The organism is Sphingobium algorifonticola (genome assembly GCF_004005485.1).
Classification (GTDB): domain Bacteria; phylum Pseudomonadota; class Alphaproteobacteria; order Sphingomonadales; family Sphingomonadaceae; genus Sphingobium; species Sphingobium algorifonticola.
Genome location: NZ_RZUL01000001.1, coordinates 968,509 through 991,946, shown reverse-complemented (window position 1 = coordinate 991,946; position 23,438 = coordinate 968,509). Strand labels below are relative to the sequence as shown.

24 protein-coding genes and 1 tRNA gene are annotated in these 23,438 nt (G+C 62.3%); 7 read left to right on the top strand and 18 right to left on the bottom strand.

Annotated elements, in window-relative coordinates; genetic code table 11:
• Positions 1-30 precede the first annotated feature (30 nt).
• Entirely contained in the window at positions 31-2,442 is a 2,412-nt protein-coding gene (locus tag ENE74_RS04570; RefSeq protein ID WP_127689401.1) for a ligase-associated DNA damage response DEXH box helicase, read from the top strand.
• A gap of 8 nt (positions 2,443-2,450) precedes the next feature.
• On the opposite strand, the gene ENE74_RS04565 is transcribed toward ENE74_RS04570, so the two are convergent.
• The 3 genes from ENE74_RS04565 to ENE74_RS04555 form a co-directional block, all read right to left on the bottom strand.
• Positions 2,451-2,524 (bottom strand) — tRNA-Gly (locus tag ENE74_RS04565).
• Positions 2,525-2,631: 107 nt separating this feature from the next.
• Positions 2,632-3,270, bottom strand: coding sequence for a carbonic anhydrase (locus ENE74_RS04560; RefSeq protein WP_127689400.1), 639 nt, complete (start codon positions 3,268-3,270; stop codon positions 2,632-2,634).
• A complete protein-coding gene (locus ENE74_RS04555; RefSeq protein WP_127689399.1) occupies positions 3,267-4,847 on the bottom strand; it encodes a SulP family inorganic anion transporter in 1,581 nt (526 codons plus the stop codon). The genes ENE74_RS04560 and ENE74_RS04555 overlap by 4 nt, the downstream gene beginning before the upstream one ends.
• A gap of 254 nt (positions 4,848-5,101) precedes the next feature.
• Between ENE74_RS04555 and ENE74_RS04550 the strand changes: the two genes are divergently transcribed.
• Positions 5,102-5,773 (top strand): glutathione S-transferase family protein, encoded by a 672-nt coding sequence (locus ENE74_RS04550; RefSeq protein WP_127689398.1) that lies wholly within the window; start codon positions 5,102-5,104, stop codon positions 5,771-5,773.
• On the opposite strand, the gene ENE74_RS04545 is transcribed toward ENE74_RS04550, so the two are convergent.
• Together ENE74_RS04545 and ENE74_RS04540 are read right to left on the bottom strand one after the other, a co-directional pair.
• Positions 5,770-7,050 (bottom strand): spinster family MFS transporter, encoded by a 1,281-nt coding sequence (locus ENE74_RS04545; RefSeq protein WP_127689397.1) that lies wholly within the window; start codon positions 7,048-7,050, stop codon positions 5,770-5,772. The genes ENE74_RS04550 and ENE74_RS04545 overlap by 4 nt on opposite strands.
• 59 nt (positions 7,051-7,109) lie before the next feature.
• A complete protein-coding gene (locus tag ENE74_RS04540) occupies positions 7,110-9,428 on the bottom strand; it encodes a TonB-dependent receptor (RefSeq protein ID WP_127689583.1) in 2,319 nt (772 codons plus the stop codon).
• A gap of 245 nt (positions 9,429-9,673) precedes the next feature.
• Between ENE74_RS04540 and ENE74_RS04535 the strand changes: the two genes are divergently transcribed.
• Positions 9,674-10,282 carry a TetR/AcrR family transcriptional regulator gene (locus tag ENE74_RS04535; protein WP_127689396.1) on the top strand — a complete coding sequence of 203 codons (609 nt, stop codon included), beginning with the start codon at positions 9,674-9,676 and terminating at the stop codon, positions 10,280-10,282.
• A gap of 99 nt (positions 10,283-10,381) precedes the next feature.
• On the opposite strand, the gene metW is transcribed toward ENE74_RS04535, so the two are convergent.
• Both metW and metX read right to left on the bottom strand, forming a co-directional pair.
• Positions 10,382-10,984, bottom strand: a complete 603-nt coding sequence (metW, locus tag ENE74_RS04530; RefSeq protein ID WP_127689395.1) for a methionine biosynthesis protein MetW — start codon at positions 10,982-10,984, stop codon at positions 10,382-10,384.
• Positions 10,981-12,144: a homoserine O-acetyltransferase MetX gene (gene metX, locus ENE74_RS04525; protein WP_127689394.1), complete on the bottom strand. Its 1,164-nt coding sequence runs from the start codon at positions 12,142-12,144 to the stop codon at positions 10,981-10,983. The genes metW and metX overlap by 4 nt, the downstream gene beginning before the upstream one ends.
• A 130-nt stretch (positions 12,145-12,274) precedes the next feature.
• Between metX and hisC the strand changes: the two genes are divergently transcribed.
• Entirely contained in the window at positions 12,275-13,396 is a 1,122-nt protein-coding gene (gene hisC / locus ENE74_RS04520) for a histidinol-phosphate transaminase (RefSeq protein WP_127689393.1), read from the top strand.
• A complete protein-coding gene (locus ENE74_RS04515; RefSeq protein ID WP_127689582.1) occupies positions 13,396-14,328 on the top strand; it encodes a prephenate/arogenate dehydrogenase family protein in 933 nt (310 codons plus the stop codon). Before hisC ends, ENE74_RS04515 begins: the two co-directional genes overlap by 1 nt.
• 3 nt (positions 14,329-14,331) lie before the next feature.
• Here the strand turns inward: ENE74_RS04515 and ENE74_RS04510 are convergent, their stop codons facing one another.
• The 11 genes from ENE74_RS04510 to ENE74_RS04460 all read right to left on the bottom strand — a co-directional run bounded on the left by ENE74_RS04510 (position 14,332) and on the right by ENE74_RS04460 (position 21,555).
• Positions 14,332-14,826 (bottom strand): MmcB family DNA repair protein, encoded by a 495-nt coding sequence (locus tag ENE74_RS04510; protein WP_127689392.1) that lies wholly within the window; start codon positions 14,824-14,826, stop codon positions 14,332-14,334.
• A 127-nt stretch (positions 14,827-14,953) separates the two neighbouring features.
• A complete protein-coding gene (locus ENE74_RS04505; RefSeq protein WP_127689391.1) occupies positions 14,954-15,616 on the bottom strand; it encodes a cell wall hydrolase in 663 nt (220 codons plus the stop codon).
• A gap of 181 nt (positions 15,617-15,797) precedes the next feature.
• The gene (locus ENE74_RS04500; RefSeq protein WP_241241815.1) at positions 15,798-16,136 is read right to left on the bottom strand and encodes a DUF1491 family protein; all 339 of its coding nucleotides are present in this window, start codon (positions 16,134-16,136) and stop codon (positions 15,798-15,800) included.
• A complete protein-coding gene (locus ENE74_RS04495; protein ID WP_127689390.1) occupies positions 16,133-16,630 on the bottom strand; it encodes a PaaI family thioesterase in 498 nt (165 codons plus the stop codon). The genes ENE74_RS04500 and ENE74_RS04495 overlap by 4 nt, the downstream gene beginning before the upstream one ends.
• Positions 16,608-17,075, bottom strand: a complete 468-nt coding sequence (locus tag ENE74_RS04490; protein WP_127689389.1) for a PTS sugar transporter subunit IIA — start codon at positions 17,073-17,075, stop codon at positions 16,608-16,610. Before ENE74_RS04490 ends, ENE74_RS04495 begins: the two co-directional genes overlap by 23 nt.
• 203 nt (positions 17,076-17,278) lie before the next feature.
• Positions 17,279-17,872 (bottom strand): ribosome hibernation-promoting factor, HPF/YfiA family, encoded by a 594-nt coding sequence (hpf, locus tag ENE74_RS04485; protein ID WP_127689388.1) that lies wholly within the window; start codon positions 17,870-17,872, stop codon positions 17,279-17,281.
• A gap of 103 nt (positions 17,873-17,975) precedes the next feature.
• Complete coding sequence (gene dnaQ / locus ENE74_RS04480; RefSeq protein ID WP_127689387.1) at positions 17,976-18,674, bottom strand: DNA polymerase III subunit epsilon; 699 nt, start codon at positions 18,672-18,674, stop codon at positions 17,976-17,978.
• Positions 18,675-18,700: 26 nt separating this feature from the next.
• The gene (gene coaE / locus ENE74_RS04475) at positions 18,701-19,294 is read right to left on the bottom strand and encodes a dephospho-CoA kinase (protein WP_127689580.1); all 594 of its coding nucleotides are present in this window, start codon (positions 19,292-19,294) and stop codon (positions 18,701-18,703) included.
• Between the two features lie 13 nt (positions 19,295-19,307).
• The gene (aroE, locus tag ENE74_RS04470; RefSeq protein ID WP_127689386.1) at positions 19,308-20,126 is read right to left on the bottom strand and encodes a shikimate dehydrogenase; all 819 of its coding nucleotides are present in this window, start codon (positions 20,124-20,126) and stop codon (positions 19,308-19,310) included.
• On the bottom strand, positions 20,123-20,725 hold the full coding sequence (locus ENE74_RS04465; RefSeq protein ID WP_127689385.1) for a Maf family protein: 603 nt from the start codon (positions 20,723-20,725) through the stop codon (positions 20,123-20,125). The genes aroE and ENE74_RS04465 overlap by 4 nt, the downstream gene beginning before the upstream one ends.
• Positions 20,722-21,555, bottom strand: coding sequence for a pyruvate, water dikinase regulatory protein (locus tag ENE74_RS04460; RefSeq protein WP_127689384.1), 834 nt, complete (start codon positions 21,553-21,555; stop codon positions 20,722-20,724). Before ENE74_RS04460 ends, ENE74_RS04465 begins: the two co-directional genes overlap by 4 nt.
• A gap of 313 nt (positions 21,556-21,868) precedes the next feature.
• Between ENE74_RS04460 and hemE the strand changes: the two genes are divergently transcribed.
• Together hemE and ENE74_RS04450 are read left to right on the top strand one after the other, a co-directional pair.
• A complete protein-coding gene (hemE, locus tag ENE74_RS04455; RefSeq protein WP_127689579.1) occupies positions 21,869-22,915 on the top strand; it encodes a uroporphyrinogen decarboxylase in 1,047 nt (348 codons plus the stop codon).
• Positions 22,916-22,925: 10 nt separating this feature from the next.
• Entirely contained in the window at positions 22,926-23,366 is a 441-nt protein-coding gene (locus ENE74_RS04450; RefSeq protein ID WP_127689383.1) for a CopD family protein, read from the top strand.
• Positions 23,367-23,438 lie beyond the last annotated feature (72 nt).

Here is a 23,438-nt window from a genome sequence, read left to right as displayed (position 1 = left end):
ATAGCGCTCATGATATAGTATGGCGCGCTCATGTCCCCGCCGCTTCCCTCCGCCCTGACCGACTGGTTCGCCGCCCGCCAATGGGCGATGCGCCGTCATCAGCGCGACATGCTCGCGGCGGCCCGGGCGGGGCGGCATGCGCTGCTGGTGGCGCCGACCGGGGCGGGCAAGACGCTGGCCGGATTTCTGCCGGTACTCGCCGATCTGATCGACAATCCGGCGCAGGGGTTGCACAGCCTCTATGTCTCCCCTTTGAAGGCGCTTGCCGTGGACGTGCAGCGCAATCTGCTGAACCCCATCGCCGACATGAACCTGCCGATCCGGGTCGAGACTCGCACCGGTGACACCCCTGCCGACCGCAAGGCGCGGCAGCGGGTGAATCCGCCACAGATATTGCTGACGACGCCCGAATCGCTTTCGCTGCTGCTCAGCCATGCCGATGCCGCCTTTCTTTTTGCCGACCTGCGCACGGTGATCGTCGATGAAGTCCATGCCTTTGCCACACAGAAGCGCGGGGACCTGCTGAGCCTGTGCCTGGCGCGACTGCAGACGATCCAGCCCGCCATGCGCCGCGTCGCCCTGTCGGCAACGGTGGCGGACATCGACGGATATCGCGCCTGGCTGGCCCCCGATGGCGATATCGACATGGTCGAAACGGTGGTAGGCGAAGCGGGCGCCGAACCGGTGATCGACATATTGATACCGGAGGGCCGCGTGCCCTGGTCTGGCCATTCGGGCAAATATGCCGCGGCGCAAGTGATGGCGGAGATCGCCCGTCGCCGCACCACATTGGTCTTTTGCAACACGCGCGGGCTGGCCGAGCTGATCTTTCAGGAACTATGGGCCGTCAATGACGCCAATCTGCCGATCGGTATCCATCATGGCAGCCTGTCGCGCGAGGCGCGCCGCAAGGTCGAAAGCGCCATGGCGGCAGGCAAGCTGCGCGGGCTGGTCGCCACCGCCAGCCTCGATCTGGGTGTCGATTGGGGTGATGTCGACTGCGTGATCCAGATGGGGGCACCCAAGGGCAGCTCCCGCCTGCTTCAGCGGATCGGCCGGGCCAATCACCGGCTCGATTGCCCAAGTGAGGCGATCCTCATTCCGGGCAACCGCTTCGAATATCTGGAGGCGCGGGCTGCGCTGGACGCTGTCGAGGCCGGTGAGCGCGATGCGGACGATTTCCGTCCCGGGGCACTCGACGTATTGGCACAGCATGTGATGGGGATCGCGTGCGCCGGGCCGTTCGCGGAGGATGCATTGCTGGCGGAAGTGCGGTCGGCGCTACCCTATAGCGCGCTGACGGACGACGACTTTCGGCGTGTACTGCATTTCATCGCTGGTGGCGGCTATGCCCTCCGGGCCTATGACCGGTTCAAACGGCTGGTGCAGGATGCCGATGGCCGGTGGCGGATCGCGCATCCGCAATTCATCGCGCAGCACCGGCTCAACGCCGGTATCATCGTCGATCAGCCGGTCCTGACGGTGCGCTTCGCCAACGGGCGCAAGCTGGGTACTGTCGAGGAAGGCTTTGCCGCGCAGCTGGCTCCTAAGGATTGTTTCTTCTTTTCCGGCATGGCGCTGGAAGTGGTGAAGATGGATGCGGCCGACCTGATCGTGCGCGCGACCAGCCGCCCGGCACGCATCCCGAGCTGGGGCGGCACGCGCATGGCGATGTCGACGCGGCTGGCCGATCGGGTGCGCGGGTTCCTGTCGGACCCGGGGCAATGGCCGCGCTTTCCCGATGATGTGCGGGAATGGCTGGAAGTGCAGCAGGCGCGATCGGCTCTCCCGCAGCCGGGCCAGTTGCTGGTCGAGACATTTCCCCACGAGGGACGAGAATATCTCGTCTGCTACAGTTTCGAGGGATGGAACGCCCACCAGTCGCTGGGCATGCTGCTCACGCGCCGCATGGAGGCGCAAGGCCAGATGCCGCTGGGCTTCGTTTCGAACGATTATGCCCTGGCGATCAGCAGCCTGAAGCCAGTCACCGATCCGCGCGGCCTGTTTACGCGCGACATATTGGCGCATGAGTTCATCGATTGGGTCGAGCAGTCGAGCCTGCTACGGCGCGCATTTCGGGATGTCGCCGTTATCAGCGGCCTGATCGAGCGGCAGCATCCGGGCAAACGCAAAAGCGGGCGGCAGGTGACCTTCTCGACCGATCTCATCTATGACGTGCTGCGCAAATATGAACCGGACCATATGCTGATGGACGCCGCCTGGGCCGATGCCCGCGCGCGGATGACCGACGTGGGGCGCTTGGGCGACCTGCTGGACCGGGCGGCGGACACCATGCTGCATGTGACGCTGGATCGCGTCAGCCCGCTGGCGGTGCCGACACTGATCCTGATGGGCCGCGAAGCGGTTGGCACCCGCGCCACGGACGACACGCTGCTGACGGAGGCCGAAGAACTGGCGCGGGAAGCGATGCGGATGGAATGAGGAAATATTGGAGCGGGTAGCGGGGATCGAACCCGCATCACAAGCTTGGAAGGCTAGTGCTCTACCATTGAGCTATACCCGCTTTTCCGGCGCATGTTAGGCAACCGTGGCTATACCATGCCGAAGCGCGGCCCTGCCACAGGGGACGGCAAATCGTCAAGGGGACGCATCATGACAATGCGTCGAGCCTTACAGCAGTACGCGTTCGGGCTGACCGATCGTTTCGAGCCGGGTGCGGGCATCGATTTCCATGAGCGGCTTGATGAGACCATCGCGCAGATCATACACCCAGCCGTGGAGCGCCAGCGGCTGACCTGCAGCGAAGGCCGCCTGCACTGTCTTCGTCTGCGCGAGCTTTACGAGCTGGTCGCGCACATTGACTTCGACGAACCGGTTGACCTGGGCCTCGCGATCGCCCGCGTTGTAGATTTCGGCGCTATGGTTCTCGCGCACGGCACGCGCATTTTCCAGCCAGATATCGACCGGTCCGTCGACCTGCCCATCATAGGCGGCCATGATGCCACCGCACCCATAATGGCCGCAGATGATGACATGCTTCACCTGCAACACAGCGACGGCATATTGAAGGACCGACATCAGGTTGATGTCGTCTTCATTCACCAGATTGGCGATATTGCGGTGAATGAACATGCCGCCAGGTGGCGTCATCGTCATCTGTTCGGGATTGACGCGACTGTCGGAGCAGCCGATCCAGAGGAAATCGGGCATCTGGCCATTGAGCTGGCGCTTGAAGAAGTCGGGATTCTCCTCCTTCAGTTCCATGGACCAAGCCTTGTTGGCGAGAAGCAGTTGCTTGTAGCTTTTCATGCGAAGCGCACCCCGGTTTCCTTGGCGTTGATCAGCGGCGACACGCGCTCGGCAATGTCGGCGCGTACCCGCACAGTGATGTTGCGATAGGACGCGCCCTTGATGAAGGCATTGATGATGTCGACATTGTCGAGATCGACATAGTTTGTCGAGGACAGGTCGATCAGCAGCGCGCAATCATCCGGCACGCGATTGAGCGCCTTTTGCAGCTCATATTTGTGAATGAAGTAGAGGTTGCGGCGCGCGCGGATGATGCAATCGCTATCCTCTGCAATAAAAGTGATCGCCGGGCGGAAGTTGCGCGCGATCACGAACACGAAACCGACGACCAGACCGATGCCGATGCCGATCAGCAGATCGGTAAACAATATGGCGGTGACGGTCACGACGAAGGGAATGAACTGCGTCCAGCCTTGCTTGTACCGCTCCACGAACAGCTTCGGCTTGGTGAGCTTGTATCCCGTGGCAATCAGCACGGCCGCCAGCGCCGAAAGCGGGATGAGGTTGAGGACCGCAGGGATCAGCAGAACGCTGAGCAGCAGCCAGAAGCCGTGGAGGATTGCCGACATCTTGCTTTCCGCGCCAGCGTCGACATTGGCCGAGGACCGGACGATCACCGAGGTGATGGGAATGCCGCCGATCATCCCCGAAACGATGTTGCCGCCGCCCTGCGCCAGCAGCTCCCAGTTCTTGTCCGTGGTGCGGCGGCGCGGGTCGAGTTCATCGACAGCCTTGATACACAGCAGCGATTCGAGGCTGGCGACGATCGCCAGCGTCGCCGCCGCAGTCCAGACCCTGGGGTTCGTGATCGCCGTGAAGTCCGGAAAGCTGAAGAACGACAGAAACGCGCCGAAACCCTCGGCTACCGGCACCTGTACCAGATGTGTCTTTTCGATCGCGAGCGCCGGGGCGACCTGACCCAACAGCAAATTACCGAGCACACCGATCAGCACGACGACGAGCGGGCCGGGCACGAACCGCAGCAACCCTTCTTTCGGGCGGGCATGATCCCACCAGAACAGAAAGACGAGGCTGACGATCGCAATCAGCATCGCCCCCCAAAGGAAACTCTGGCTGACGGAGTACCAGATGGCGGAGAAGGTATTGTAGCCGTCAGCCTGGAAAAAGTCGAAATTGCCTTCGTAGCTGCCGTCATAGCCCAGCGCATGCGGAAGCTGTTTGAGAATGAGGATGAGGCCGATTGCCGCGAGCATGCCGGTGATGACCGAAGAAGGCACGAATTCGCTGAGCACCCCCGAACGTGTCAACGCAAAGGCCAGTTGCATGATGCCCGCAAGTACGACGGCGAGCAGGAACGCCTCATAGGTCGGCAGATTTTCGATGGCACTCAGAACAATGACCGTAAGACCTGCGGCAGGCCCGCTGACCGAAAGAGGCGATTTGGAGAGAATGCCGACGACAAGACCGCCGACGATGCCCGCGATCAGTCCGGAAAAAAGTGGTGCGCCGGATGCCAAGGCAACGCCAAGGCAGAGCGGCAGGGCGACGAGCGCCACGACAATTGAGGCGGGGATATCCGCGCGGAGCGTGGAAAAGAGAGACTTTTGGGCGGACACGACGGCTCCCTTGCGCTTGAACAGTCAGGCATGCGACATGACAGCCGTCTGCGATGCACTGCAAAACAGCCAGATAACTGCCAAATCGCTCTGCGTAGCGAACATCCTGTAACAAAATGTTTCTGTTGTCTCATTGTGCGAAGAGGCGGGAATCGGACGAAAACCGGCAATCCGGTGGCGTCGCGCCGATCGGAACAGCCCGGCACGGCTGTTTCCGCCTTCCCCCTGCCGCTCGGCGCGCCTAACAGAAGAGCATGTGGCAACTATACCAATTTCCGCTCTGTCCCTTTTCGCGCAAAGTGCGCCTGCTGCTCGGCGAAAAAGGCGTCGGCTATGATCTGGTGCGCGAATCGCCCTGGGCGATGCGCGACGAGTTCCTGGATCTCAATCCCGCTGGCACGACGCCGGTGATGGTGGATGCCGATAAGGGCGTCACACTGATCGACAGTCAGGCCATCTGCGAATATTTCGAGGAAACGATAGACCGCTTTCCGCTGATTTCCGGCACGGCGGCAGGGCGGGCCGAAGTGCGGCGGCTGGTCGCGTGGTTCGACCAGAACTTCTACGGCGATGTCGTCGCGCCGCTGCTGCATGAACGGATGAAGAAGCGCATCGTCCACCGGTTGTCGCCCGATGGCGGCGTGCTGCGCGAGGCGATGAAGCGCGCCAACACGCATATGGACTATATGGACTATCTGCTGGATCACCGAAGCTGGCTGGGCGGGGGCACGATGAGCCTGGCCGACATTGCCGCTGCTGCCCATCTTTCGGTTGCCGATTATCTGGGTGGGATCGACTGGACGGGCCATGATCCGGTGAAACGGTGGTACGCCGGGTTCAAATCCCGCCCGTCCTTCCGCCCCCTGCTATCCGAAAGAATGGAAATTGTCGCCCCGCCCGCGCATTATGACAAGCCGGATTTCTAGCCGACCCAGTCGTTGCGCAGAGCCTTTGCCGCCAGCGCCATCAGCAAGGCCGCAATCGCGTAGAAGCCAAGGGCCGAGAGTATGGCGTAGCGCAGCGCCTCCGCACCGAAGCGGACAGTCAGCGCATCGGACAGCGCGCCCAATATCATCGTGCCAAGGCCGATGCCGATCAGATTGTTGATGAACAGGAAGCTGGCAGAGGCACTCGCGCGCATCTGCGGCGGGACAAGGTGCTGCACGGCGCTCAGTACCGGGCCGATCCAGATATAGGACAGCGCCTGCGGCAGCAGGAAGAGCAGGAACGCGGCTGTCACAGACGATGACAATACGCCCGCCGCGAAGAACGGGATCGCCAGAAGATAGGCGATCGCCGGCAGCCGGACATAGTTGCCCCGATCGCGCGCGCCCAAATAATCGCCCAGCCAGCCTCCGGCAAGCACACCTGCAATGCCCCCCAGCAACAAAACCGCGCCGTAGAATTGCGAGGTCTGGACGAGATCCAGCCCAAAGCTGCGCTGCATCAGGCTGGGGAGCCAGAACGCGATTCCATAGCCGCACATCGAACTGAAGGAGGCACCGAAGGAAATCAGCCAGAAGCTGCGCTTGCGCGCCAATATGCCGAAAACGGCGCCTATCGGGGCTTTCTCGACCGGAATGGCATCGAACTGCCCCTTGGGCGGCTCGCGCACGATCAGGCGGAACAGCGGTGCTATGGCAATGCCGGCGATACCGACGACGAGAAAGGCCGTGCGCCATTCCACCAGCGCCGCAACATAGCCGCCAAGCAAAACGCCCGCCGCTGAACCCAGCGGAATACCCAGCGAATAGATCGCGAGCGCCCGCGCCCGTTCGGCGCTGGGGAAATATTCGGCGATGACGGCATAGGAGGGCGCGACTCCGCCCGCCTCGCCGACACCCACGCCCAGCCGAAACAGGAACAGTTGCCAGAAACTGGTGGCGATGCCGCACAGCGCCGTAAAGCCGCTCCACACGGTCAACGAAATGGTGATGACCCAGGTGCGGCTGGTCCGGTCGGCCAACAGCGCCAGCGGAATGCCGAGCGAGGTGTAGAGCAGGGCAAAGGCAATGCCCCCCAGCGCACCGAGCTGCGTGTCGTTAAGCCCGAGATCCGCCTTGATCGGACCGACCAATATGCCCAGAATCTGCCGATCGAGAAAATTGAAGGTATAGACCAGCAGCAGCATCGCCAGCACGACGCCGCGATAGCGCCGGGTGGGCTTTGTAACCGGGATTGCTGTGGTGGAGATATCGTCCATGAAATGCCCCTTGTCCGCCCTGTCGCACTAAGCGGCCATGACGGACAAGGATAAAGGCCTCAGAACTTGACGGCTGCGGTGACGAAGACCTGCCGCGGATTGCCGTAATAAGCGGTCAGCACACCTTCGCGACCCAAAGTCGGAATCAGGTTTCCCGCGATCGTGCGGTTGAAATTGCCGGTGTCGGGATTCTGGCTGAGGAAGTTGTAGCCAGACACGATATACTTCTTGTTGGTCAGATTGCGGCCATGGACACCCAGCGAAAGACGGTCGCCCTCCGATGACCAGACGAGGCTGGCGTCCCACAGGGCAAACTGGCCCTGGTCCAGCCCCGGCGTCCGCAATTCGAACTGCTGGCTTGCGCTGCGATAGGCGAGCGTCGTGCTGGCGTTGAGCGCGCCACTGCCGACGGGCGTATTGTAGGCAAGCGTTCCACTGGCCGTCCATTTGGGCGTATTCTGGAACTTGCGACGATCGGACACGTCGATCCCGCGCGCATCGATGAAGCGCGTATATTTGGCGTCGATATAGCCGAGCGCCCAGTTGAAACCGAGCCGGTCGCCGCCGGTCGCGAAATCACGGGCGATGGCGAGATTGCCTTCATATTCGATGCCACGGATGCGGGCCTTTCCGGCGTTGGTCGTGACGCCAATGAAGGTCTGTTGCCCGTTGATCACCGTGCCGACCGAGCCGGGGACCTGCACGTCGCTGTAATCGGCGTGGAACGCGGACAGCGCCATGGTCAGGCGGCGATCGAACAGCGATGCCTTGTAACCGACTTCGTAGCTGTCGACCGTTTCGGGATCGAACGAGAGGAAGTCGAAGATTTCCTGATAGCTGCGCGTTCCGTCACCATTGCTGTCCGGCGCCGCCGTGCTGACGCCGCGGGGATCGAAGCCGCCACCCTTGAAGCCTTTGGAATAGCTTGCGTAGAGCGTATGGTCCGGCGTGGGCTTGAAGCTGACCGACGCGCGCGGCGTGAACTCTTTGAAGCTGTTGTCACCGGTGAAGCTGGAGGTGGTCGCAAACAGCAGTCCGTTGCCGCCGAAGAAGGGCGATCCGCCACCCAGAAAGGTCTGCCGCAGGATGGTCGAGCTGCGCTTGTCCCACGTGTAGCGCCCGCCGACCGACGCACTGAACATCGGGCTGAAGTCATAGGTGAAGTCACCGAAAATCGCGAAGGTTTCCGTATCGACATCCCCGAAGGTCAGTGCCGTGACGCCATTGGGGAGGCGCACGTCGAAGGCCGTCCGTGCATTGGCATCCAGGAAATAGCCGCCGATCAGCCCCTGAAGACTGCCCGCATCGATCAGCAGTTGCAGTTCCTGCGAGAATTGCTTGTTGTTGTAGAATGCCGGGACATCGACGTCGACGGCGGCGAGCGAGTCGAAATCGATGGGCGTCGCGCTGTCATCCTTGCGATAGGCGCTGATGCTGCGCACGGTCAGCATGTCGGTGGGCTGCAACTCGGCAAACAGCGATACGCCCCAGGCCTCCACATCCTGCTTGGGATCGAGCAGGCCGGCGCGGCTGTCATAGACGTCCGTCAGCACCGGCGCGCCGGTGAACAGGCCAGGGATAAGGCGATGTCCGCCACGGGGATTGCTCTTGTCCTTGGTATAGTCGCCGGTCAGGCGGAAGAAAGCGTCCTTCGCCTCCACCTGGGCGGTCAGGCGACCGGCCCACACGTCCTTGTTATAGTTTTCCTGACCGGTCGTCAGATTGTCGCCGAACCCGCCCCGGCTGAGCCGTGCGAGCGCGCCGCCCAGCTTCAGCGTGCCGTCGCCGACCGGGATGCTGGCGGTCAGGACGCCATCGGCCTGATTGTAGCTGCCATATGTGCCGCGCACTTTCAGCATGGGATCATCCCCCAGCCGTTTGGTCACATATTTGACCGCGCCCCCGATGGTGTTGCGGCCATAGAGCGTGCCTTGCGGCCCGCGCAGCACTTCGATCCGCTCCACATCATAGATATCGAGCACCGCCGCCTGCGGCCGGTTGAGATAGACATCATCGAGATAGAGGCCGACGCCTGCCTCGAAACCGGCGACGGGATCCTGCTGACCCACGCCGCGGATGAACGCCGTCAGCGTCGAATTGGTGCCGCGCGAGGTTTCGAGCGTGACATTGGGCGCACTGTTGGAAATGTCGGTGATGTCGATGGCGCCCGTGCGCTCCAGCGTGTCACCGGAGATGGCAGTGACGGCGATCGGCACATTGAGCAGGCTTTCCTCGCGCCTGCGCGCCGTCACCACGATTGTGCCGTCGTCTGATCCGGCCTCGACCGCTGCGTCCTGCGCGGCCAGCGACGCCGGAAAAAGGCCGCCACAGGCGACCGAAGCCATAGCCAAAATCCGCAATGCATGCCGCGAAGCCATCATCATTCCTCTCCTGATCGGCGTCCCCTTTTGTGCGATGCGGGCGGGCCGTGCATCGCGGGTTGCCAGTTTCTATCAAATCCAATAATGAAAGTTGAACCACCTTTCAACTTTAAAAATGATTGGTGGTTCCGGGGATCGAAAGCGCAGGATTGCTGCGACATTTTGGCCACGGACCGATCCGGCTAAGGCATCATGCGAATCGCATTTGACGGCACGGGTCGCACGATGGGAGAGTGAAGCGGATGAAGGCCGAAGACCCACAGACGGACGCCAAGGCGCCACGCACCGCGCGTGGGGAACGAACGCGTCGTGCCATACTCGACGCGGCAGCCGCCGAGTTTGGCGAAAAGGGATTTCATGAAGGGTCGATCAGCGGCATCACGCGCCGGGCCGGGTGCGCGCTGGGCAGCTTTTACACCTATTTCGATACCAAGGACGCCGTGTTTCGCGCGCTGGTGACCGACATGTCCGCGCAAGTGCGCGACTATGTCGGCCCGCGCATCGCCGCCGCGCCCGACCAGATCAGCGCCGAACGCGAGGGGCTGCTGAGCTTTCTGGAGTTCGCGCGCGCGCACAAGGAAATCTATCGCATTATCGACGAGGCCGAGTTCGTCGACCAGGCCGCCTACCGCAGCCATTACGAAACCACCGTCGACCGCATCACCCGCCGCCTGAGAGCCGCCGCCGACCGTGGCGAGGTGCGGGACGACATTACCGAAGTCCACGCCTGGGCGATCATGGGCATGAACGTCTTTCTGGGCCTGCGCTATGGCGTCTGGGACGAAAGCGAAACGCCGGTCGAGGTTGCCCGCATCGCCAACGACATGCTGGCGCGCGGCATCGCGCCCTAGCGCGGGTTCTTCTTGGCTGCACCAAGCCAACCCGTTCTATGGTATTGGTTTACCGCGATTTCCGTATCGCCCGATGATTCTATCGGGCTCGAAATCGCTCTAGCGCCGCAGCAGGAACACAGCATGCTGGGCAAAGAGATTGGCGTTGGTGTGCGTCGTTTCCCGATCCCCGTTCAGGAACCATTGTCCGTCGATCGACCAGCCACGTTCCTTCACCAACGCCCGGAAGTCATCGATTGTCAGATGATGGATGTTGAGCGTGTCGTACCAGGTGTCGGGCAGCAGCCGCGTGACCGGCATCCGTCCGCCGAATGCCAATGACATGCGCCCGCGCCAGTGGGCAAAATTGGGAAAGCTGACAAAGGCCTGCGCCCCAATCCGCAGCAGTTCCTCCACCACGCGATCGGGTCGGCGGGTGGTCTGCAACGTCTGGCTGAGGATCGCATAATCGAAGCTGCGCGCGCCATAATAATGCAGGTCCGTATCGGCATCGCCCTGCACCACCGAAAGGCCGCGCGCCACGGCGGCGGCAACATTCGCCGGATCAATTTCCAGGCCCCGTGCGTCAACCTGCCGCCGGTCGCGCAGCGCCGCCATCAGCGCCCCGTCACCGCAGCCGATATCGAGCACCCGCGCGCCGGGGGTCACATTGCGCGCGATCAGGGCGAGGTCGGGACGAAGGTCTTGCGTCGCGGCGTTCATCGTTCGCCTGCACGCAGAAAGCCGTCGACGACCCGGTTGAGTTCGGGTGCCTCAAGCAGAAAGGCGTCATGGCCGAAGGGGCTGGACAGTTCGACGAAACTGGCCTGCGCACCGGAAGCGTTGAGGGCATGGACGATCACGCGCGACTCAGCGGTCGGATAGAGCCAGTCGGTGTCGAAGCTGACGACGCAGAAACGCGCCTTCGTGCGCGCAAAAGCGCGCGCGAGGCTGCCTTCATGATCCTCCGCCAGATCATAATAATCCATGGCGCGGGTAATGTAGAGATAGCTGTTGGCATCGAACCGCTCGACGAAGCTCAGTCCCTGGTGCCGCAAATAGCTTTCAACCTGAAAATCCGCGTCGAAACCGAAGGTCTTTTGCCCGCCGGGACTGTCCGGTCGCGCCTGCAGTCTGCGACCGAACTTTTCCGTCAGCCCCGCTTCGGACAGGTAAGTAATGTGCGCGGCCATGCGCGCGACGGCAAGGCCTGCGCTCGGCACATCGTTGTCGCCATAATAATTGCCGCCGCGCCAGCGCGGATCGGCCATGATCGCCTGCCGCCCGACTTCATGGAAGGCGATGTTCTGGGCGGAATGACGGGCGGTGGAGGCGATGACGATCGCCGATTCGACACGGTCTGGATAAAGCGTGGGCCAAGTGAGCGCCTGCATGCCGCCCATCGATCCCCCGATCACCGCCGATAGCCGTTCTATACCCAGATGATTGAGCAGCATCGCCTGCGCACGCACCATGTCGCCGATGGTGATGACGGGAAAGCGCATCGCAAATGGTTCGTCGCGCACAGGATCGACGCTTGCCGGCCCGCTCGATCCCATGCAGCTGCCCAGAACATTCGCGCAGACAATGAAATGCCGCGCCGGATCAACCGGCTTGCCCTCGCCTACCATCCGCCACCACCAACCGGGTTTGCCTGTTAGCGGGTGCGGGGATGCAAGATACTGATCCCCGGTCAGCGCGTGGCAGATCAGCACGGCGTTCGATCGATCGGCGTTCAGGCTACCGTAGGTTTCATAGGCGATATCGACTGGCGCAAGTGCAACGCCGCTGTCCAGCCGCAACGGTCCGTCCAGCCGCACCTGGCGACCGAGACCGAAGCGGCTGTCGGAATGAGGAGCTGTCGGGGCAGGGGCTGGAGCCATGTGCCGCCGCTAGGACGCAGGGACCAAGGTGTCAATCAGGCCCGCCCCCGCGGTGACCGGTAGCCGCACCGCCGCATCGGCGTCGCGCGCCCCCTTTGCGCCAGACGGCTTTGCCGCTAAAGCCCCTGCCATGACACAGGATACAATTATCAAATCCGGCACGCCCCAGCCAAAGCCATGGATCATGGACATTTCGGCCTATGTGCCAGGCAAGGCGAGCGCGGCGGATGGGCGGCCGCTTATCAAGCTGTCCGCCAATGAAAACCCCCTCGGCACGAGCGAAAGCGCACGCGCGGCCTTGATGGCGGCTACGGGGGATCTGAGGACATATCCCGATCCTGGCGCGGTGCAACTGCGCGAAGCGATCGGCGCGGCATTCGGTCTGGACCCAGCGCGCGTCATTTACGGTACCGGATCGGACGAACTGCTGCACATCGCCGCCAGCGCCTTTGCCGGCCCGGGTGATGAAGTATTGTACGTCCGACATGGCTTTTCCGTATATGATATCGCCACGCGACGCGTGGGCGCTACGCCGGTGATCGCCCGCGACAAGGATTATGCCACTGATGTCGATGCATTGCTTGGCGCCGTGACGGACAAGACCCGCGTCGTCTTCCTTGCCAATCCCAACAATCCCACCGGCACGATGACATCCGCGGCGGAAATCGCTCGGCTGCACACCGGACTACGGTCCGACATCCTGCTGGTGCTGGACCAAGCCTATGCCGAGTATCTGGAACCGGAGGAGGACGACGGCGGCCTGGCGCTGGCGCAAACTGCGAACAACATATTTGTGACACGCACTTTCTCCAAGATTCACGGGCTTGCGGCGGAACGCATCGGCTGGGGCTATGCTTCGGCGGCGATCATCGACGCGCTGCACCGCATTCGTGCGCCGTTCAACGTGACGACAGCAGGCCAGGCAGCGGCGATTGCAGCGATCCGCGATGACGCGTGGGTCGCGCGCAGCCGCGCGCACAATCGGCAATGGCGCGAGTGGCTGGCAGGAGAAATCACGGCGCTGGGCAACCACGGCCTGCGCGTCGTGCCGAGCAAAGCGAACTTCCTGCTCATTCTGTTCGAGGGCGCCCTTACCGCCGAAGCCGCCATGAACGCCCTTATGGCGGAAGGCTATGCGACGCGCTGGCTGGCCGGGCAGGGGCTGACCAACGGTCTGCGCATCACGATCGGCACGGAGGAGCAGACGCGCGATGTCGCCCGCATCCTGCGCGCTCTGGCCACAGCGGCTTGATGCTGTCTCCCTCGGCTGCGCTCGGGACAGGCTTTTCCCGGATCAGTGTTATCGGACTTGGCCTGATCGGATCGTCGCTGCTGCTGGCGATCCGCGAGGCGATGCCGACGGTCACGCTGATCGGACATGACGCGAGCCCGGACGTGCGGGAAACCGCGCGCAGGCTGAAGCTGGCCGATGCCATCACCGATACCGCCGGGGCCGCCGTGGCCGACGCCGATCTGGTGATACTTTGTGTGCCCGTTCGCGCCATGGCGGATGTCGCCGCGTCGATTCGCGATGACCTGCCGCCCGAGGCGATCATATCCGACGTGGGATCATGCAAGGCGGAGATACTGGCGAGCCTGACCGCGGCCTTGCCGCACCATCGCGTGATCCCGGCGCATCCCGTCGCGGGCACCGAGAATAGCGGGCCGGAGGCAGGCTTTGCCAGCCTGTTCACCGGCCGCTGGTGTATCATCACGCCACCTGCGGAGGCCGATCCGGCGGCTGTCGCGCGCATCGCCGATCTGTGGCGAGAGGTTGGCGCGCTGGTGGAGACGATGGACGCGGCCCACCATGATCTGGTGCTGGCCGTCACCAGCCATCTGCCCCATCTGATCGCCTATACCATCGTGGGGACCGCCAGCGATCTGGAGGATGTAACACGTTCGGAAGTCATCAAATATTCCGCCGGCGGCTTTCGCGATTTCACGCGCATCGCTGCAAGCGATCCCACCATGTGGCGTGACGTGTTCCTGTCCAACAAGGATGCGGTGCTGGAAATGCTCCAGCGTTTTTCGGAAGATCTGTCCGCCCTGCAGCGGGCGATTCGCTGGAATGACGGCGACGCGCTGTTCAACCTGTTCACCCGAACGCGTGCGATTCGCCGTTCGATCATCGAGGAAGGGCAGGACGATCCTGCTCCCGATTTCGGCCGCAGCCATCCATAGCGATCAAAAGCCGATTTCTGCCGGATAATCGGGATCGTGGAGGGCCGTCAAACGGCGGGCGGCGCGGCGCGCAAGCCTCAGGGTTTCGGCCTTGCGCCGCGCCGAGGACAAGGGCTCGATCGGGGCGGGGCGCAGGATTTCCGCATCATAACGATCCGCAACGATCAACCCGGTCCGCTGCGGCCAAAGCGACGAACCCTCGAAAGGCGTAAGATCGAACCCGGACGGCACTGCCCAGAAAAAACGATCGCAATAGTCGAAATAATCGCCCCATTTGGCATCGCCCAGCAAATCGGCCCGGCTGCACTTGATTTCGACAATGATGATATGCCCTGCGGCATCGAGCGCCATGATGTCGGCGCGTCGCGCGTTGGGCAGGGGGACTTCGAGCACACCGAACAGGTCGTGCCGCTGAAACAGACGCAGCACACCACGCGCGACGGCCATGGCGGTCCCGTCGGTCATCGGTGAACAGTCACTCACAGGGGCGGCAGTCATCGATTGGCATTAGAACAAGAGAAGAACAAAGAAAAGGCCGATTCCGGTTTCCCGGATCGGCCCTTTCCTCCTCTCCCCCAATTCTCGCGGATGCTGCCTTGGGAGGCGCGCCGCGGCTGCGGGTATCTCAGCGGTAGAAGATGTGATTGTCGATCGCGGCGAGGCGCGGCTTGCCCCAGCCCGGCGAAACCCGGCGCGCATGGAAATAGAGCGCCCCTTCCGCCGGGGTCTGCCATGCATCCTTCAGCGCAATCTGCGCGATGGCAACGGCATCCTGCCAGTCGGCGCTGGCGGTGCTCGGCTGCGGAATCGTTCCGCCACGCACAAAGCTGAACTGGCTCGGCTGACGCACGACGCCGCACAGGCTGTCAGCGAAACGGCCCGACCGTGCGCGATTGATGATGACGCGTGCCACAGCAAGCTGGCCGGTCAGGCTTTCGCTCTTCGCCTCATAGTAGACCGCGCTGGCCAGGCAGCGCAGATTTTCGTCGAGAGAGGCGGGCACAGGGTGGGAATCGACCAGATCGGCCAGCGAGGCCGGCGGCTGCGCGATATCGGAAACTTTTTCCCCATTGGACGTTGAGGGGACGTCGGTGGGCTGAACCACCTCACGCGGCGCGGCGAAACTTATTCCCGCAGCCTGCGGAGCGTGATTGGCCTGCAGCGGACGGATGGTGACGGGCAACGTCTCGTTCGATCCGGCGGCTATCGATGCATCGCTTGCAAGAACTGCGGCGATGGCTGACAAGGTAAAGGCGGTCACGGTCGCGACCTTCAAACGAAAACTCATTATAACCCAGAAACATGCGGTGAGTCGTCTCGCACGCCGCGCCCTTGCATCTGGGCTTGTCTTGCGCCAAGTCGCTCCCCGTCTGCGTGTTTACCGCGTTCGCCCCCATTGAACGATGATACGGCAACCTGCGCATGGAAAGTGCAGCGCCTATGAGCGAGACGTTCCGCTAAGTCAACAATCAGCGCAGTATCGCAGCGGCCAAGCGTTCCGCCTGTGCGACATCGAGTTCGATCAGCCACAGGTCGGGATCGGCACGACGCCGGCGGGCGATATAACTGTCAATTCCGGGGGAGTCCAAATGATCCGACGGACCGCAGGGTTCGATGCGATAGCCGCCGCTGCCATCTGCCACACGCTCGAAAAGGCCGCACGGTTTCCCGCGTTCGAGACATTGCAGGAGAATAACACCGCTTGTCGGATCGCCGCGGTGCACGACGGTCGCAAAGCCGCCCGCTTGCTGAACCTGACGGATCAACGCCCCGACGAGCATATTGGCCGCGAGTCGCGGCCCGCTCATGCCGCGCGGTAGCCAGGCAGCGATGAGAGCGGAAACTGCGACCGCATGAACGTGCCGGTGCCGCGCCCGACTTCCTCGCCATCCGCATCAATCAGGCTCGCTTCGGCCACATAGACGCGGCGGCGACCGCTGATCCAGCGCCCTTCGGCGCGGAGCGTTCCGGCGTGGATAGGGCGCGTGAAAAGCAAGTTGAAACTGGTCGTCAGCAGAAAACGATCGCTGACCAGGCTGTTGGCGGCGTAGAAGGCCGCGTCGTCCAGCATCTTGAAATAGACGGTTCCGTGCACCGCGCCTGCGGCATGATAGACGCCAGCATCGACATCGAAATCGATGTGCGAGATGCCAGGTGCCGGGATGGCCAGCGTGGACCGGAACAATCGGTTGATCGGCGCAGACATGTAAAGCTGCTCCAGGGCACGAAAATGCGCCTCTTCGCCGCTCGGTGCTGGACCCGGCGCAGGCTGGCGGGCTTCAGGCGGCGTCACGCGCCTCATTGCCGGACAACAAGGCAAACAGAGCCTCGCGTGATCCCGCGCCGCGCAGGCGGGTGATCTGCGCCTCGTTACGCAGATATCGGGAAACCCGTGCCAGCGTTTTCAGATGTTCAGCACCGCTATCGACCGGCGACAGCAGCGCGAACACCACATCGACGGGCGCGTCATCCACAGCGTCGAACGCAAGCGGCGTTTCGAGCAACACCACGATAGCCCGCACCCGGTCGAGATCAGGTATCTTCGCGTGCGGGATGGCGACGCCACCGCCAAAACCGGTCGAACCGAGACGCTCTCGCTCGGTCAGACGGTCGAACACCACATCGGCGGGGAGACCATATACGCTGGCCGCCATCTCACCCAGCTTCTGGAAAAGCTGCTTCTTGCCCGCTACGATCGCGGCTGTCGCCAGCGCCTCCGGCGTCAATATGTCGTCAAAATGGACCATTTTGTACCTAAACGCCGGATATTCCGGGCCGCGCGGGGGCACAGCAATTTCGACCGGCCTGCTGCCTGCGCCGCATATCCTATCCGAACCAAAGATCGGCGCATTAGAGCGGCACAGCGCGATCGTCAATGCTTGCACGGCAAAGCCACTGGGGACAGGCCGACTATCCTTTCGCCTGCCCCCATGACCTCAGGGCGATCCATTCAAGCGCGCGGCTCCACCCAGCCGATCGTGCCGTCATTCCTGCGATAGACCATGTTGTACGCGGATGTCCCCGCATTGAGAAACAGCAGGGCATTGGTATTGCGCAGGTCGAGCATCATGACTGCGTCCGACACGCTGGCCTCGGGTATATCGACGCGCGTTTCGGCCACGATCAGCGGGGCATCGTCCGCCTCGACATCCTCCTCGGGCGTGGCGAACACCGTATAGCCCGCACCGTCGAAGGCGAGTGCATCGACCCCGTTGGCGCGTTGTGCTTCGGCCGCGGCGGTCTGTGCATGACGATCCTTGAGCCGACGCATGTAGCGGCGCAACTGCTTCTCGATTCGATCGGCGGCCTGATCGAAAGAGACGTGCGCATCCTGGGCCTCTCCGGCACCTTTCAGGATCAGTCCGCTCATGACGTGACATACGATGTCGCAATGGAATGCACCATGCGGTGCCGGCCGGAACGTCACCTGCGCGGAAATCGCGCGCGCGAAATATTTCTCGGCCATAGTTTCGAGCCGCGTCCAGACGTGCTGCTTGAGCGCGTCACCCGTATCGACCTGATGACCGGAAACACGAATATCCATCTTGCCTTCTCCTTATGCGAGCCGGACCGCCGGGGAAGGCGGGCCGGTGAGCGTGCTGCACCCGCCCTGAGGACTGAGGCGCGGCGTTTTGCCGGAACAGCGTTCAGGCCGCTGGTCCGGCAAGCCAGAGCGGTTTTTCCAGCGTTGCGACGAACGCTTTATGCCGCTCCAGTTCTTCGATGCTTGCCCGATGGGGGCGCGCGGCACGCAATGGCCGAACGGTTGGGACGGGACCACGTTCCTTGCTCGCCGGAGCATCGCCCGCTTCTTGCGCCAGGGTGAGGCCGATCTGCCGTCCGCCCGTCAACTCGATATAGAGCTGCGCCAGGAGTTCGGCATCGAGCAGTGCGCCATGTTTTACCCGATGGCTGCGGTCGATGCCGTAGCGGGTGCAAAGGGCATCAAGGCTGTGTTTGGCGCCGGGATGCAGGCTACGGGCAATGGCGACGGTATCGATCATACGGTCGAACGAAATGGGGTCGCGCGCGATCAGCTTCAGTTCGTGATTGAGGAAACCGAAATCGAACTTGGCATTGTGTGCAACCAGTGGAGAATCGCCCAGGAACGCCAGCAGCGCGTCCACGCCGTCGCGGAATAGCGGCTTGTCGCTCAGAAAAATGTCGGAAAGGCCATGTACAGCCTCAGCAGCGGCCGGCATGGCGCGCTGCGGATTGAAATAGGCGTGGAAGGTTTGGCCGGTAGGTACGCGATTGATCAGTTCGATACAGCCGATCTCCACCAGCCTGTCACCTGTGGCAGGATCGAATCCTGTCGTCTCGGTATCGAATATGATCTCGCGCATGAGTCTTCCGCCAATGCCAAAATGTTTTATCGGCCTGCTTTCGCGTTAAGGCAAGCGACCAGACGGCGCACCTGAACACGCGTCCGATCGAAACTGCCGCCGGTGTCGATGATGATGTCGGCGCGGCGACACTTTTCCGCGTCGGACGTTTGCAACCGGCGAATCCGGGCGAACTTCTGCGGCGACATGCCAGGCCGCGTCAATACCCGCTTGCGCTGCTTCCAGTGCGGCGCACTCACGACGATAACCCCTGCCAGCCAGCGGTCGGCATGCGTCTCGTACAGCAGCGGGATGTCGAGCACGACGACGCGACGCGCGCGATTGTGCCGCAGAAAGGCCGCCCGTGCGCGTTGCACGGCGGGATGGACGATCGCTTCCAGCGCCTTGCGCTCGTGCGGATGCGCAAACACCGCCGCGCCGAGCCTGGCGCGATCGACGCCCTGCGCCCCTGTCGTACCGGGAAAACGCGCCTCGATCTGAGACAGCAACGCGCCACCGGGACCCTGAAGACGGTGGACTTCGGCGTCGGCATCGAAGACGGGAACGCCCTGACGCATCAGCATCGCGGCAACGGCGGACTTACCCATGCCGATCGATCCAGTAAGGCCCCAGACGCGCACCATCGGCGTTGCGTCAGGCCGTCAACAGGGCGCGCAGTTCCGCGTCATGCTCCCGCGGCGCAGCGGCATCGAAGAAGATGTCAAAGGCCAGCGCGGCTTGCCCGATCAGCATCTCCAGACCATCCACGATCGACAGCCCCCGCGCGTCGGCCGCGGTGAGCAGGGGTGTTTCGAGCGGCGCGTAGACGATGTCATAGACCAGCGCACTGGCAGGCAGCGGCGCCAGATCCGGCGCCAGCGCGGGTTGGCCGTCCATGCCGAGCGACGTGCTGTTGACCAGCAGGTCCACCGGCGGGAGCCGATCCTCCATCCCTATGACATTTCCCGCGACGCCAGCGCCATCGAGCAGCGCCTGTGCCTTGTCCGCATTGCGCGCCATGATCGTGATCGCGGGAACACCGAAAGTCGTCAATGCAAACAGGATGGCACGGGCCGCGCCGCCGCTACCTACCAATAGAGCATGCGCGGGACGGAACTTGCGGGCAATGAGCGGCTGGAGGAAGCCGCCCGCATCGGTATTGGTGCCGATGAGGGGACCGCCAGTTTCGCTGGCAATGGTGTTCATCGCACCGATGCGGCTGCGCACGCCGCCCGGATCGTCAGTATAGTCCATCACCGCGATCTTGTGGGGTATCGTCACGTTGCACCCCAGCCAGTCGGGATCGGCCCGCCGTTCAAGGAAATAGGCGGACAGGCCATCTGCGGTCACATGGGTCTTCCGATATTCCGCTTCGATGCCGAGTTTTTGCAGCCAGAAATTATGGATGGCAGGCGATTTGCTGTGCGCGATCGGATCGCCGATCACTTCGGCATAAGGCATTCCCTGGGTCATGATGGCAGGAAACCGCGGACGCGCAGGAAGTCAAGCAAAGGCAGCAGCGGCAAGCCCTGAATCGCAAACTGACTGCCTTCGATACGCGCAAAAAGCTGCACACCCGGCCCCTCGATCCGATAACAGCCGACGCACCAGCGGCAATGATCCCATTCGGTATCCAGATAGGTGTCGATGAACGCAGCGGACAGCGGTCGCATGATCATCTTGACGCGCTCGACATGCCGCCAGATTGCGGTTCCGCCCTGCGCGATGACGGCCGCACTATGCAGATAGTGGGCGCGGCCCGACAGCAGCGTCAATATCCTTTTCGCGTCCCCCCGATCGACAGCCTTGTCGATCATGCCCCCAGTGTCCAGACACAGCGTCTGATCGCAACCGAGCACGAGATCCCCCGGCGCCTGGCGCGACACACGCAGCGCCTTGAGCTCCGCCAGCGCATCGGCCAACGCCCGCGCGTCCAATCCGTCCGCACGCAGCGCGTCTTTTGCGGCCTCTTCGTCGACACCGGGCGCAACCGCGTCGAACGGGACAGCGGCTGCCGTCAGCAGCGCACGGCGCGCGACACTTTGCGAGGCAAGGACGAGACGGAGGCTCATGCGCCTTTCTGCCCCCCTTCTTTCAATACCCTTTCGTTGAACAGATTGATGATCGCCGCTGCCGCCTCTTCGATCGACCGGCGCGTCATATCGATCACCGGCCAGCCGTGGTCGGCGAAAAGGCGTCGACCAAATGCAACTTCGGCCTGGACCCGCTCAATGTCGACATAGGCGGTTTCCGGGGCCTGGTTGAGCGACAGCAGCCGATTACGACGAACCTGCACCAGCCGCTCCGGGCTGATCGTCAAACCGACCACCATGGGATGCTTCAGACGATAAAGATTGGCGGGTGGCGGTGATTCCATCACCAGCGGAATATTAGCGGTCTTGTATCCGCGATTGGCCAGATAGATCGACGTCGGCGTCTTTGATGCACGGGAAACGCCCGCCAGGACGATATCGGCTTCCTCCCAGTTGTCATGTCCTACGCCGTCATCATGGGCGATGGTAAACTGTATGGCCTCGATGCGTGCGAAATAGGCTTCATCGAGAATATGTTTTCGCCCGGGCCGATTTCGGGTTTCTTGCCCCAATATATTCGACATGGCATCCGTGACGGTATCGAGTGCCGCCACATGTGGCAGTCCCAACGCGCGGCAGCGGTTCTCCAGCTTCCGCCGCAAATCGCTGTTCGCGAGCGTGAAGAGAACAAGGCCGGGATGAACCGCGATTTCTTCCATGATCCGGTCGAGATGGAGTTCGGACCGCACCATCGGCCAGAAATGGCGGATCGCCTCGACATTCTCGAACTGTGCAATGCCTGCCTTCGCAATGTTTTCCAGCGTCTCACCAGTGGAATCCGACAGGAGATGAAGATGCAGGCGTGTCATCGGGCAATAGTGTTGGCAGGTTGTGGATAAAGCAAGGGAGGAAAGCGGTGGTAACTGACGCCCTCGTAACAGTGCCCCTTTGCCGGGATTTCATCCACAGCCCTCCCACAAGCCGCGGTTTTGATCCACAGCCTGTGGATAACGGGGAAAAGCCTATCGACTCTGCCCGAAATCAGACATTGAATGGAGTCAAACTGTTGGCAATTGCGCGGACAGTCGATTACCCCCATCGCCAACTGACCATCATCTTCAACATTCTCCTTTATATAAACTAGAATATAGAAACGGAGCCGACATAGCTGTGGCCGACATCATGCAATCGCCCAAACCTCTCATGCGTGTCATTGCCGGGGAGCGGCTCGATCCACCGCCTATGTGGCTTATGCGACAGGCCGGTCGCTATCTGCCCGAGTATCGCACCCTAAGGGCAGAAAAGGGCGGTTTTCTGGAACTGGTTTATGACAGCGCAGCCGCAGCGGAAGTCACTGTACAACCCTTGCGCCGCTTCGCTTTCGATGGCGCGATCCTGTTTTCAGACATTCTCATCGTGCCCTATGCCATGGGACAGAAATTGTGGTTCGAGGCAGGGGAAGGCCCACGCCTTGCCCCTACGCTCGATGTCACCCAGCTCGACACGCTGGTCGCAGACCACAGCCGTTTCGATGCGATCTACGAGACGGTGCGACAGGTGAAGGCACAACTGGCGGCCGACGTGACGATGCTGGGCTTTGCCGGCAGTCCGTGGACCATCGCGACCTATATGATCGCGGGGCAGGGCAGCAAGGATCAGGGTGCGGCACGACGTCTGGCCTACAGCGATCCGGCGCGCTTCGGTGCGATCATCGACGCGATCGCCGACGCAACCGTCGAATATCTCTGCGGCCAGATCGACGCAGGTGTCGAGGCGATCCAGTTGTTCGATAGCTGGGCCGGCAGCCTGGCACCGCTGGAGTTCGATCGCTGGGTCATTCGGCCGAATGCGAAGATCGTTGCCGCAGTGAAAGCGCGGCGGCCCGGCGTTGCTGTTATCGGCTTTCCCAAGGGCGCAGGTGCAAAGCTGGTAGACTATGCGGAGGGCACCGGCGTCGATGCCATTGGCCTTGATGAAACGGTCGATCCGCACTGGGCTAACGCTGTTCTGCCGAAAGGCATGGCCGTACAGGGCAATCTTGATCCGCTGGCGCTGGTGTCGGGTGGTCCCGGTCTGGCGGAAGCCGTTGCCAACATCCGGGCCGCGTTCGCCGACCGTCCGCACATCTTCAACCTTGGCCACGGCATCCTTCTCGACACGCCGATTGACCATGTTGAGGCGCTGATTACACTGGTGCGGACTCCGCTGGCGTCGCGGGCCGAAACATGAGGCACTGACCATGAGTTTGCTTGGGGCGGCCTATCTTTGGGTGAAGGCTGCACATCTCATTTTCGTCATCTTTCTGATGGCGGGCCTTTTCATGCTGCCGCGCTTTTTCGTGTATCATCAGGAAGTGCCGGTTGGATCGGACGAAGATCGCAAATGGATCGACCGCGAAGCAAAACTGCTGCGCATAATCCTCAATCCCTCGCTGGTGATCGTCTGGGTGCTGGGACTGCTGCTCGCTTATGACATCGGCGCCTGGACGATGGGATGGTTCCACTTGAAACTGCTGCTCGTGGTCGCGCTCTCGGGCTATCATGGCTGGCTGGGTGGCTATGCCAAGAAGCTGGCGCGGGGGGAACGCACGCTCACGGACAAGAAGCTGCGATTGCTGAACGAAGTCCCCGGAATCGCCGCTGCCGTCGTGGTGATACTGGTCATCGTCAAGCCATTCTGAATGGGCGGCAGTTCAGCGATGCGACGGTGCGTTGTACACCGCCTTGACTTGGTCTTTGCCCCCGCCTAACGC

What these genes read in the sequence shown, in the direction of transcription:
- ENE74_RS04570 (WP_127689401.1), top strand. Translation starts at nt 31, where the DNA reads ATGTCCCCGCCGCTTCCCTCCGCCCTGACCGACTGGTTCGCCGCCCGC.
- ENE74_RS04560 (WP_127689400.1), bottom strand. Translation starts at nt 3,270, where the DNA reads ATGAAAAGCTACAAGCAACTGCTTCTCGCCAACAAGGCTTGGTCCATG.
- ENE74_RS04550 (WP_127689398.1), top strand. Translation starts at nt 5,102, where the DNA reads ATGTGGCAACTATACCAATTTCCGCTCTGTCCCTTTTCGCGCAAAGTG.
- ENE74_RS04545 (WP_127689397.1), bottom strand. Translation starts at nt 7,050, where the DNA reads ATGGACGATATCTCCACCACAGCAATCCCGGTTACAAAGCCCACCCGG.
- ENE74_RS04540 (WP_127689583.1), bottom strand. Translation starts at nt 9,428, where the DNA reads ATGGCTTCGCGGCATGCATTGCGGATTTTGGCTATGGCTTCGGTCGCC.
- ENE74_RS04535 (WP_127689396.1), top strand. Translation starts at nt 9,674, where the DNA reads ATGAAGGCCGAAGACCCACAGACGGACGCCAAGGCGCCACGCACCGCG.
- metW (WP_127689395.1), bottom strand. Translation starts at nt 10,984, where the DNA reads ATGAACGCCGCGACGCAAGACCTTCGTCCCGACCTCGCCCTGATCGCG.
- metX (WP_127689394.1), bottom strand. Translation starts at nt 12,144, where the DNA reads ATGGCTCCAGCCCCTGCCCCGACAGCTCCTCATTCCGACAGCCGCTTC.
- hisC (WP_127689393.1), top strand. Translation starts at nt 12,275, where the DNA reads ATGACACAGGATACAATTATCAAATCCGGCACGCCCCAGCCAAAGCCA.
- ENE74_RS04515 (WP_127689582.1), top strand. Translation starts at nt 13,396, where the DNA reads ATGCTGTCTCCCTCGGCTGCGCTCGGGACAGGCTTTTCCCGGATCAGT.
- ENE74_RS04510 (WP_127689392.1), bottom strand. Translation starts at nt 14,826, where the DNA reads ATGACTGCCGCCCCTGTGAGTGACTGTTCACCGATGACCGACGGGACC.
- ENE74_RS04505 (WP_127689391.1), bottom strand. Translation starts at nt 15,616, where the DNA reads ATGAGTTTTCGTTTGAAGGTCGCGACCGTGACCGCCTTTACCTTGTCA.
- ENE74_RS04500 (WP_241241815.1), bottom strand. Translation starts at nt 16,136, where the DNA reads ATGAGCGGGCCGCGACTCGCGGCCAATATGCTCGTCGGGGCGTTGATC.
- ENE74_RS04495 (WP_127689390.1), bottom strand. Translation starts at nt 16,630, where the DNA reads ATGAGGCGCGTGACGCCGCCTGAAGCCCGCCAGCCTGCGCCGGGTCCA.
- ENE74_RS04490 (WP_127689389.1), bottom strand. Translation starts at nt 17,075, where the DNA reads ATGGTCCATTTTGACGACATATTGACGCCGGAGGCGCTGGCGACAGCC.
- hpf (WP_127689388.1), bottom strand. Translation starts at nt 17,872, where the DNA reads ATGGATATTCGTGTTTCCGGTCATCAGGTCGATACGGGTGACGCGCTC.
- dnaQ (WP_127689387.1), bottom strand. Translation starts at nt 18,674, where the DNA reads ATGCGCGAGATCATATTCGATACCGAGACGACAGGATTCGATCCTGCC.
- aroE (WP_127689386.1), bottom strand. Translation starts at nt 20,126, where the DNA reads ATGACCCAGGGAATGCCTTATGCCGAAGTGATCGGCGATCCGATCGCG.
- ENE74_RS04465 (WP_127689385.1), bottom strand. Translation starts at nt 20,725, where the DNA reads ATGAGCCTCCGTCTCGTCCTTGCCTCGCAAAGTGTCGCGCGCCGTGCG.
- ENE74_RS04460 (WP_127689384.1), bottom strand. Translation starts at nt 21,555, where the DNA reads ATGACACGCCTGCATCTTCATCTCCTGTCGGATTCCACTGGTGAGACG.
- hemE (WP_127689579.1), top strand. Translation starts at nt 21,869, where the DNA reads ATGCAATCGCCCAAACCTCTCATGCGTGTCATTGCCGGGGAGCGGCTC.
- ENE74_RS04450 (WP_127689383.1), top strand. Translation starts at nt 22,926, where the DNA reads ATGAGTTTGCTTGGGGCGGCCTATCTTTGGGTGAAGGCTGCACATCTC.